Genomic DNA, 10783 nt, shown 5'->3' with positions numbered 1-10783 from the left:
TACCTAGCCAAGCAAGGCTAGGCATGTGGGAGTGCTTTTTCTGCACCTGAAATCAGATGAATATGTAAAGAAACAGCACAAAACAAAAAAGCTTGTAGAAAAAAACACCGTTTTCTCTACAAGCTGAGACTTGGAAACAAGTCTTTTTTTTCGTTCTACCGATACAATAAATGGATAAAGTATTATATGATTGTTAAAAAACGAAAAACCTGCTGTCCTTTAAATGTCCCATTTAGTAAAATGGAATGGGAGGGGGGAAGTCGTTATTGAGCAGATATGTTTAGATTCTGTCCGGATCAAGGAGAAAATGAAGGAGATTGTTAAACAAAATATTTTCGAGGATGATTTATTAAAGCTTCTTAATTTATTTATAGAATCAAGAAATTTCTTTCCTTTTGCCGAATCAGCTTTTTTGCACTATTGTGTTTTTGGCGGAAAGGAATTTGAGATTGCTATAGAATTAGGAGCAGGGATCGAAATTATCACGCTATCTTCAGACATCCTAGATGATATTCAAGATAATGATAACTTAACAGCACCCTGGATGAATATTGATCAGTCTGTAGCTTTAAGTTCAGTGTTCTCATTGTATACAGTAGGGCTACAAAGCTTAAAAGCAGTTGATCCTAAATCAGATATTGTGAATAGTATATTAAAATACTGTCTTGATGCAATGCAAGGGCAGCATAGAGATATCATTAATAAACCGCAGACAGAAGAGGATTGTCTTGAAGCCATGAAATTAAAATGCGGCAGTTTGTTCGCACTTGCCAATGTTTCTGGTACTATGCTAGCAACTGGCACTTATAACAAAGTCGTTGAAAGTTACTCGTATTCAAAGGGGATTTTTGAACAGATTTACGGAGATTATTCTGCACTATTTAATCCCAACAGAAGCGATATTTTGAAAGATAAACATACTTTAGTTAACTTGTATCTTAAACGCTTGTTCAATAAGGATTCCGAAGAATTGCTTACAATATTTAAGAATAAAAACTTTTTTTATGGATTATTATCTAAGAAAGAGTTCATGGAAAAATTAAAAAAGGCTGGAGTTACACAATACGCTTCAGTATTACACAAAATTTACAAAAAGAAATGCGAGACTGACATTGAAAAATTAAATCTGGATAAACATAAAATTGAATTAATAAAAAAACAATTATTAAAATGAAAGGTCTGATAAATAATGCAGGAGTTAATTTCCTATTTATTGAAGTATCCAGAAGTGCTTAAAAAATTAAAAAGTAATGAAGCCTCCCTTATTGGTTTTTCTTCGGATGAGACTCAACTAATTATTGAAGGATTTGAGGGAATTGAAGAGGTTAAAAGGGGCAACGCAGGCAAATGGGGTCCTGAATAATTGGTGGGATGAGAGTTTGAAAAAATTTTCGAAGCAAATTACAATTCTGTTCATTATTTTAAGCATTGTTTATGTTTGCTATATAAATTATATCAATTTAAATGGAATTATTATTGGTACTAAGGTCGTTGCAACTGAGAACAATGAATATAAAATTGTTGAAATGACTGAAACCTCATATGGAAAGTTTGTGGGATTAGAGCAAGGCGATATCATCTATAAAATAAACAATAATAAACCATCAAAAAAGAATCTTAAAGGGGATTACTTGTATCATATCAAAAGCTTAGATGTAATGAGAGACGGTGAAAAAATACATCTAAAAGATTTTGATATAGTTAATTTAAATGGTTCTTATAGTTATTTTCTTACAGTTCTCCCGCTTGTTTTTTATTTTTTAAGTTTAGTTTGCATATTTTATGTACTAAAAGTCAGCAAGATAAGGAAATCATTTGCGGGATATGTTTTAATTTTATTCTTATTAGATGTCGCTATTGCATATATGAGTGCTGGGGGACCAGCCAGAGGACATGGATTTAATAGATATATCAATCTATTTACTTTCATTTCTTCTCCGATTTTCTACCTGAAATTTATTCAAGAATATTTCAAAGAATTAGGAAAGAAATTTGCAAATTCTTTAGTTTCTTTTCTGTACATTATACCAATGCTAAATATTGGGGTTGAGCTTTTTCATCGTCATTTTCCCCAAGATTTTATAACAAACTTAAATCTAGTATCATTTTTCTTTGTAACCGTATCAGGGTTTATTTTGGTTTTCTTTCATCTGTATAAATATAAATATTCTGAACATGCTTATATTCTAAAAATATTAATACTAACAAATACTCTTTCTTTTGCGCCTTTTTTAGTTTTTTATGTTGTTCCAACGATTCTGACGGGTGAATATATATTTGATGCATTATCTTCTGCCTCTTTACTTTCACTCATTCCATTTGGTTTAGTCTATCAATTCGTTGCGAATAAAATGTTCGATATTGAATTTATATTAGGAAGAATGAGATACTATGCTCTGCTTGCTTTGATACCAACACTATTTACTGTTGGAGCATTGGCTTTATTTGATTCGTTTAATATACAAATGAGCCCAGCACGCCAAACTGTATTTATTTTTATTGTCATGTTCGCTGTGTTTTATTTTAAAGAGGTCATAGATTTTAAATTTCGGTTAAAACGTTTCTCTGAAAAATTCAACTATCAGGACAGTATCTTTAAATATACTCAGTTAATGAGGGGTGTAACTTCTCTTCAACAAGTCTTTAAAGAACTGAAAAAAACTATTTTGGATGTTTTACTTGTAAGCAAAGCTTATACTTTTGAGGTTACTCCTGATCACAAAGTGATATTTTTAGATAAGCATGAAATTGGACCGGACTGGCATTTCTATCAAGAGGAATTTGAAAACGTAACTTCAGAAATCGGGAAAATCATTGAAGTCAATCAGGGTTTTCTTATGAAAGTTGGTGAACGAGGCGGAAGTTCTTATGTTCTGCTTTGTTTATCTAATATTAACACTCCTCGGCTAACACGGGATGAGATATCATGGTTGAAAACACTGTCTTTCTATACAAGTGTGTCCATGGAAAATGTCATGCATATTGAGGAGCTCATGGAACATTTAAAGGACTTAAAACAAGAGGGAACCAACCCCATCTGGCTAAAAAAGCTAATGTTTGCAATCGAAGAAAAACAGCGTTCAGGACTCGCCCGCGATCTCCACGATTCGGTTCTTCAGGATTTGATTTCCTTAAAACGCCAGTGTGAGCTGTTTTTGGGTGATTTTAAGAAGGATGATAATCCGTGCCGTGAAGAGGTGCAGGACAAGCTTGTACAGATGAATGAGCAGATGTCTGATGTGATTTCGATGACGAGGGAGACGTGTCATGAGCTGCGGCCGCAGCTTCTGTATGATCTTGGATTGGTGAAGGCGCTGTCGAAGCTGGTGGCGCAGCAGCAGGAGCGGGTTCCGTTTCATATCCGTTTAAATACCGGGAGATTTACGGCTTCCCTTGATCTGGATTCGCAGCTGAATTTATACCGAATCATTCAAGAATTCCTGTCTAATGCGGTTAAGCACTCTCAAGCAACGGATGTGCTGATTATGCTCATTAGTATACAAAACAAAATCGTTCTTCATTATGAGGACGATGGCGTAGGGTTTGACCTTGAAAAAATACTGAGCATTCCATGAGCATGGGGCTTTCTGGCATTAAGGAGAGAGTCAGGGCTTTAGATGGGCGCCTTCGGATTGAAACAAGTGAAGGAAAGGGCTTTAAGGCTGATATTGAAATCGAATTGTAATGGATTTATAACGGAAACGACTTGGCACAGGCCAAGTCTTTTTTATAAAATGGAAAAGAGTGAGTAAAAGGGAGGAAAACATGAAAAAGATACTAGTGATTGATGACCATCCGGCTGTCATGGAAGGCACCAAGACAATTTTGGAAACGGATTCGAATTTGTCTGTTGATTGTCTCAGTCCTGAACCGAGCGAACAGTTTATCAAGCAGCATGATTTCTCGTCATACGATCTCATTTTAATGGATCTGAATCTAGGCGGCGAGGTCAATGGGATGGAGCTTTCTAAACAGATTTTACAAGAGAATCCTCATTGTAAAATTATCGTGTATACCGGTTATGAGGTCGAGGATTATTTCGAGGAAGCGATTCGTGCGGGTCTGCACGGTGCCATCAGCAAAACGGAATCTAAAGAAAAGATCACCCAATACATATACCACGTACTCAACGGAGAAATTTTAGTCGATTTTGCTTACTTTAAACAGCTGATGACTCAGCAAAAAACAAAGCCGGCTCCTTCCTCTCAAAAAGAACAAGATGTGCTAACACCTAGAGAATGCCTGATTCTTCAAGAAGTTGAAAAGGGATTTACAAACCAAGAAATCGCAGATGCCCTTCATTTAAGCAAGCGGTCCATTGAATACAGCTTGACATCGATTTTCAATAAGCTGAATGTCGGTTCACGGACGGAAGCGGTTTTGATTGCGAAATCAGACGGTGTACTTTAAATGTTGGGGGTGTAGATGATGAATACGAAACACACATTGCTTGAAGCGCTTGGTATAGAGATTGTTGAAAACACAGCGGAACGATGCGTTGCGGTCATGCCGGTGGATCATCGGACGGTTCAGCCGTTCGGATATTTGCATGGGGGCGCTTCAGTGGCCCTGGCGGAAACAGCAGCGAGCGCAGGTGCACAGAACTTGATTGATCATTCAACACAGGGTTGTGTCGGCTTGGAGATTAACGCCAACCATTTAAAATCTGTAAAGGAAGGAACGGTAAAGGCGGTAGCCGAGCCCGTTCATATCGGCAGAACGACGATTGTCTATCACATTCACATATATGACGAGCAAGAGAGGCTGATCTGTATATCCAGATGCACGCTGGCTGTCATCAAGAAATGAAAAAACAGCCGGAACTCTGCCTGTCCGGCTGCTTATTTTTATAGATAAGAATCCTCTTTACGTTTAATCACAAAGTTTCTGATTCCGTTATAGTCATCCTGTACGCTTCTCTCATCAAGCTTGACGCCGGAGTTATACGCAGCACGGCAGATCAAGTGCCCGCCGATAGGCGACGTAATAAAGATAAAGAGAATCCCAAGCAGGATTTTAGCGGAGAGCTCCCCCGTCACAAACCACAAATAGAAGAAGACACCGAGCAGAATCATATTGACACCTAATGTTGAGCCTTTAGAAGCAGCATGAGCGCGTGTAAACACATCGGGAAGGCGAAGTACGCCAAATGAAGCAATGAGGCATACAAGAGCTCCCAGCAATATGAATACAGCCACAACGACTTTAGCGGTTTCGATCATTTTCGATAATCTCTCCTTTCTCCAGGAACTTGGAAAATGCGATCGTTCCGATAAACGATAAAATCCCCAGCAGCAAAATAATATCCAAAAACGCACTTGTTTTCAGCAAAATGGAGACAAGCGCCGTGATTGCGATCAGATTGATGCCGATTGCATCCAGAGCCACGACCCGGTCAGGCACAGTCGGCCCTTTAATGACACGAATGACATACAAAAAGGTAGACACTGCCATAATGCCGAGCGCGATTTGCAGGATCAGCGTAAACATCACCGGCTCACCTCCTGTATGGCTTTTTCAAATGACTCCCGAATATCAAAAATCGCTTTTTCCGCATCCTCGATATCCATTGCATGAATATAAAGTATTGTTCTGTCATCTGAAATATCCATCACCAAGGTTCCCGGCGTTAATGTAATGAGCAGAGAAAGCAGGGTGATTTCCCAGTCCTTCGTCAGTTCAGTTTTAAAAGCAAAAATACCCGGTCTGATATTCAGTTTTGGAGATAAGACTGATTTCATCACACTGACATTGGCAAGGTACAGTTCCTTTATAAAAATGAAACAGAGCTTGATGATAGAAATCAATTTCCATAGATAAAACTGGCGAGTGAAAAAGCGCCGGAAGAAAAAGAGAGAGAGCATTCCCAGAATATAGCCTGTAATGAATCCTGCGGCGCTTGGACTGTTGCTTAAGAACATCCAGCAAAAAGCGAGAAACACATTTAATAAAATTTGAAATGCCATGCGATCTACTCCTTCAGAACAGCTTCGATATATTTTTCCGGATTCAGCAGCGTCTCGGCCGCTTGATCAACGTAAGGTGACACCCATTCTGTACCCAACCCGAAGAGAAGAGACAGCAAGAGAAAAATAGCTGCCGGATAAAGAAGTCCTTTAGCTGTTCGATGATTTGGTTTTGGCGTTTCTTTTTCTTCGCCCCAAAACGCATGTATAAAGATCCTCAGCACAGAGTACAGTACGAGCAGACTCGAAAGCAGAATCAGCATGGATATCGTAAATTCACCTTCTGCGAAGCCGCCCTCTGCAATTTTAAATTTGCCGACAAATCCGCTCAGTGGCGGAATGCCTGCAAGAGAAATAGCGGAAATGAAAAACATCCATCCAAGAACAGGATAGCGTTTGATCAGCCCGCCCATTTTATGCAGGCTCGCGGTTCCAGTCAATGCGATCAGCGTACCTGCCAGCATGAACAAAGCGCCCTTAATTAGCATATCGTGAATCAGATAGTAGATCGCGCCCTGAATGGATGCGGGGGTGTGTACTGCCACACCGAACAAAATCACGCCGACAGCGGTAATAATGTTATAGATCACAATTTTCATGACATTCGAATAGGCGAGTGAACCGATCACACCGAAAATCACAGTCAGCGCCGCCAGCCAAATCATCAGCTGATGGGTAAAGGCAGTATCGTGAATAAAAATCAATGTGAAAACCCTCGTAATCGCATATAACCCGACTTTTGTAAGCAAAGCGCCGAACAACGCGGAGATTGCCGCCGGTGGCGCGTAATAAGAGCCTGGAAGCCAAAAGTAGAGGGGGAAGATTCCGCCCTTCATGCCAAATACCAAAAGCAGCAGGACACCAATCACAGTGATCAGCCCGGTTTGTCCTGATTCGCTGATTTTCACGCTAAGATCCGCCATGTTTAACGTGCCGGTTACAGCGTATAAAAAGCCGACCCCTATGACAAACAGGGCAGACGATACGATATTAAACACAATATATTTAAGGGATTCCCGCAGCTGAATTTTTGTGCCGCCTAATACAATCAGCATATAGGAAGCAATAAGCAGAAGCTCAAAAAATACGTACATATTAAATAAATCGCCTGTTAAAAACGCTCCGCTGACGCCGGCAAGCAAGAACTGAACGCCGGAGTAGTAAAAGGAGCGCTCCCGTTTTTCACCGACAGAACGGAAGGAATAAAGCCCAACCAATAAACCGATGACCGCTGTTGTGAGAACGAGAAGGCTGGCGAATTGGTCTGCGGCAAGCACAATGCCGTACGGCGCTTTCCATCCGCCTAGGCTGAGTGTCTGGATGCCTTTTGTGAAGACAGTCTGTACAAGTATGCCGCTAATCACAATCCCGATGGCCGATGCCGCCGTGCTGAAGATTCTCATGAGCATAAGATTCTTCGTCATGAAAATCAGAAGAATAGCCGACAAAAGCGGGATCAGGATTGGCAAAATAACAAAATTATTCATGTTGATCATTTCCCCTCATTTGATCCATATCGTCCGATTTCAATTCCTGATAAGCGCGAAAGGCCATGACGAGGATGAATGACGTAACACCAAAAGAAATGACAATTGCGGTCAAAATCAGGGCTTGCGGAAGCGGATCGACAAATGATTTGGCATGCTCGCTCAAAATCGGAGCGGCGCCTTTCTTTAATCCTCCCATAGTCAAAAGCATTAAATGAACGCCATGGCTTAACAGTGCTGTTCCGATAATGACGCGAAGCAGGCTTTTAGACAGCAGCAAATACGTGGCAGCCATAAAAATAATACCGGCTAATACAGCCATTAAGATTTCCATTATTCTTCCTCTCCAATCGTTTGAATAATGGTCATCGTTATGCCTACGACAACAAGATAAACGCCTAAATCAAATATCGTCGCTGTGGCGAGCTCCGTTTTCCCAAGGATCGGCAGCTGAAAGTATCCGAATGTGTGGGTTAAAAAAGGAGCCCCGAAGACAAAGGAGCCAACGCCTGTTAATACAGCGAGCAGAAGGCCGGCTCCCGCGACATAAATGAAATTGACCGGCAAAAGGGAACGCACGGTTTTTAAATCATATGCCAGAAGCAAGAGAACGATGGAAGAGGACGTGATCAGTCCGCCGACAAAGCCTCCTCCGGGCGCGTTATGCCCTGATAAAAATAAATAGAAAGAGAAAAGCAAAATGATAAAGGATACAAGCTTTGTCGCGGTTTGAAGAATCAAGTCATTTGTTTTTTGTTCATTCACCGCTTTTCCCCTCCTCTTTTACTTTTGTTTTAATCATGCTGTAAATGCCGAGAGCGGCTATCGTTAATACCGTAATTTCAAACATTGTATCAAATCCCCTGAAATCAACGAGAATGACATTGACGACATTATCCCCTCCGCCGAGATCGTGGCTGTGTTTGACAAAGAAGGACGCAATGCTGTCTTTTGTCCGCTGGCTTGAGGATGCGATGCCGAGCAGAGTAACGATAACACCGACGCCTAAAGAAATGATAAAATTCGTCATCCGGAACGTTCTCGTTTTTGTTTTCAGCCTCAGTTTCGGCAAATGGTAGAAGCAAAGCAGAAACAGTGCCACAGAAATCGTTTCAATGACGAGCTGAGTCAATGCCAAGTCCGGCGCTCTGAAAATGACAAAAAACAATGCAAGCGTATAACCGACAACACCGAGTGCAATGATCGCCGTCAGTCTTGACCTAGCAAAAACAGTCGCCACAGTGGCGCTGATCATGACAAGCGTCAAAATGATTTCGTATACACCGATTTTAGCCATGCCTTCCGTTTTAAATGAAAATCCGCCTTTAATGGCAAAAGCTCCGCCTATCAGAATGATGAAACCAGCGAAGATATACAGCAAATAATCTCTTAAAAACCCGGTCATATATTGTTTTGTGACCCGGTAAGAGCCTTTCTCCATCAGAGTCAAAAGCTTATCGTATAAACGGTTGAGTGTGAGTTTCGAAGGAAACAGTTTATAGATTCCTTTCCACTTATTCAGCGACAAATAACCAATTGTTCCGATCACAACAATACCCGCAGTCATGAGCAATTCCGTTGTAACCCCATGCCACTGTGAAATGTGAACGTGAAATTTCTCATGGCCGGCAAGCAGTGTTGGATAGATTGAGTTCATTGCAGGCTCTATCAGGCTGTACGACAATATATTCGGGAAAAAGAAGAGACTGACAGCCAAAGCGACAAGAATGACCGGTGGTACGAGCATGCCGACAGGCGCTTCGTGAGCCTGTTTTTCAAGCTGTTCAGGCTGGTAATTTCCTCTGAATGTTTTAAACAGCAATTTCATGCTGTAGATAAACGTAAATACACTTCCGATCCATGCGAAAAGAGGGAACAGAACGCCCCATGTCTGCACGTTGAACAGGTCAAAATGTGTCACGCGAAGCATGCTTGTGAAAAACATTTCTTTACTCAAAAATCCGTTAAACGGCGGTAAGCCGGCCATTGAAAATGTCCCGATTAAGGAAATGGTAAATGTAATCGGCATAATCGCCATCAGGCCGCCTAGCTTCCGGATATCCCGTGTGCCTGTTTCGTGATCGATAATCCCGACTGCCATAAACAAGCTTCCTTTAAAGGTTGCGTGGTTGATCAAATGGAAAATGGCAGCCATAGCGGCAACTGTATAATATTCTGTATGGCCGTAATGAAGGGCCGCAGCACTGACTCCGAGCATAGAGATGATCATTCCGAGCTGGCTGACGGTTGAAAACGCCAAAATCGATTTTAAATCAGTTTGTTTCACGGCATGGAATGAACCCCAAACCATCGTAAAGAGGCCAACGAGGGACACGATCCAAAACCACTGAGCTGAAAAGGCGAAAATAGGACTGAATCTCGCAATCACATAAATGCCTGCTTTTACCATAGTAGCTGAATGGAGATAAGCGCTGACAGGCGTCGGAGCTTCCATTGCGTCAGGGAGCCAGATGTAAAAAGGAAATTGCGCTGATTTCGTAAAAGCCCCTAATAAAATGAGAATCATAGCCGGGATAAACAATTCGTGGCCGGCAATTAATTGAACCTGATGAACCATCTCTCTAATACTGAAGGAATCCGTTATCAAATAAAGGAGAATAAATCCGCCGAGCATGCACAGCCCGCCGCTGACCGTAATCAAAAGTGATTTGGCTGCGCCATAGCGCGACTTTTCCCGTTTATACCAATAGCCGATCAGCAAAAAGGATGAAAGGCTTGTAAGCTCCCAGAACATGTAGAGAACCATGACATTGTCTACTAGAACGACACCGAGCATGGCGCCCATGAACATCAATAAGTAGACATAAAAGGGCCCAAGCTGTTCTTTTTCTTTCGATAAATAAAAAATGCTGTAAAGAGTGACCAAAGAGCCGATGCCTGTGATCAGTAAGGCGAATAATAACCCGAGGCCGTCTATATAAACGGTAAAGTTAATGCCGAGTGACGGAATCCACTCTAATACCGATCGAAGTGTTTCTCCAGATTGTGTCATCCTGATCATTGGGAGAAAGTATATAAACAGCAAGACGGGCAGGATCAACACAAACCAGCCCGTATGCACTCTTTTTGCGTATTTTGCCAAGAAGGGAATGATAAAAGCAAATAAAAAAGGCGATAAAATAGCAAGATGTAAGAGCTGCAAAGATAAGACCTCCTTTTCTCGTTCTCAATTGAAAAATGCGCTATGTATGAAATATACGGTCAAACGACCTAGTCCAAATTATATCGCACTTTTCTGCAAGCTGCCACGCTTCGAACTGCTGTAATGGGTTTTTATGAGTTCTTTTGACCTCAAAATAAGTCTAACAA

At 41.0% G+C, this 10783-nt stretch carries 11 protein-coding genes and 1 pseudogene; 5 read left to right on the top strand and 7 right to left on the bottom strand.

Annotation, left to right across the window (positions count from 1 at the left end):
- The first annotated feature begins 307 nt into the window (after positions 1 to 307).
- The 5 genes and pseudogenes from WA279_RS19800 to WA279_RS19780 all read left to right on the top strand — a co-directional run bounded on the left by WA279_RS19800 (position 308) and on the right by WA279_RS19780 (position 4809).
- A complete protein-coding gene (locus tag WA279_RS19800) occupies positions 308 to 1174 on the top strand; it encodes a polyprenyl synthetase family protein (RefSeq protein ID WP_021480498.1) in 867 nt (288 codons plus the stop codon).
- A 15-nt stretch (positions 1175 to 1189) separates the two neighbouring features.
- Entirely contained in the window at positions 1190 to 1363 is a 174-nt protein-coding gene (comX, locus tag WA279_RS19795; RefSeq protein ID WP_021480497.1) for a competence pheromone ComX, read from the top strand.
- A gap of 16 nt (positions 1364 to 1379) precedes the next feature.
- Positions 1380 to 3685, top strand: a pseudogene (gene comP / locus WA279_RS19790) (two-component system sensor histidine kinase ComP).
- Between the two features lie 80 nt (positions 3686 to 3765).
- Positions 3766 to 4410 (top strand): two-component system response regulator ComA, encoded by a 645-nt coding sequence (gene comA / locus WA279_RS19785; RefSeq protein ID WP_003220716.1) that lies wholly within the window; start codon positions 3766 to 3768, stop codon positions 4408 to 4410.
- A gap of 18 nt (positions 4411 to 4428) precedes the next feature.
- Positions 4429 to 4809, top strand: a complete 381-nt coding sequence (locus WA279_RS19780) for a hotdog fold thioesterase (RefSeq protein WP_336156420.1) — start codon at positions 4429 to 4431, stop codon at positions 4807 to 4809.
- A 38-nt stretch (positions 4810 to 4847) separates the two neighbouring features.
- Here the strand turns inward: WA279_RS19780 and mnhG are convergent, their stop codons facing one another.
- Genes mnhG through WA279_RS19745 form a run of 7 tightly spaced genes read right to left on the bottom strand, consistent with a single transcriptional unit; the run spans position 4848 to position 10616 of the window.
- Positions 4848 to 5222 (bottom strand): monovalent cation/H(+) antiporter subunit G, encoded by a 375-nt coding sequence (gene mnhG / locus WA279_RS19775; RefSeq protein WP_014477830.1) that lies wholly within the window; start codon positions 5220 to 5222, stop codon positions 4848 to 4850.
- Entirely contained in the window at positions 5206 to 5490 is a 285-nt protein-coding gene (locus WA279_RS19770; RefSeq protein ID WP_003228814.1) for a Na(+)/H(+) antiporter subunit F1, read from the bottom strand. Before WA279_RS19770 ends, mnhG begins: the two co-directional genes overlap by 17 nt.
- On the bottom strand, positions 5490 to 5966 hold the full coding sequence (locus WA279_RS19765) for a Na+/H+ antiporter subunit E (protein WP_003228815.1): 477 nt from the start codon (positions 5964 to 5966) through the stop codon (positions 5490 to 5492). Before WA279_RS19765 ends, WA279_RS19770 begins: the two co-directional genes overlap by 1 nt.
- Positions 5967 to 5971: 5 nt before the next feature.
- Entirely contained in the window at positions 5972 to 7453 is a 1482-nt protein-coding gene (locus WA279_RS19760) for a Na+/H+ antiporter subunit D (protein ID WP_029725869.1), read from the bottom strand.
- A complete protein-coding gene (locus WA279_RS19755; protein ID WP_003220730.1) occupies positions 7446 to 7787 on the bottom strand; it encodes a Na(+)/H(+) antiporter subunit C in 342 nt (113 codons plus the stop codon). The genes WA279_RS19760 and WA279_RS19755 overlap by 8 nt, the downstream gene beginning before the upstream one ends.
- On the bottom strand, positions 7787 to 8218 hold the full coding sequence (locus WA279_RS19750) for a Na(+)/H(+) antiporter subunit B (RefSeq protein WP_003228819.1): 432 nt from the start codon (positions 8216 to 8218) through the stop codon (positions 7787 to 7789). Before WA279_RS19750 ends, WA279_RS19755 begins: the two co-directional genes overlap by 1 nt.
- Positions 8211 to 10616: a Na+/H+ antiporter subunit A gene (locus tag WA279_RS19745; RefSeq protein ID WP_046381298.1), complete on the bottom strand. Its 2406-nt coding sequence runs from the start codon at positions 10614 to 10616 to the stop codon at positions 8211 to 8213. Before WA279_RS19745 ends, WA279_RS19750 begins: the two co-directional genes overlap by 8 nt.
- Positions 10617 to 10783 lie beyond the last annotated feature (167 nt).

It is taken from the genome of Bacillus sp. 204(2023), from assembly GCF_037027505.1.
Classification (GTDB): Bacteria; Bacillota; Bacilli; order Bacillales; family Bacillaceae; genus Bacillus; species Bacillus subtilis.
Note: the sequence above shows the minus strand (reverse complement) of the source record. Positions and strands in the feature narration are given on the sequence as shown.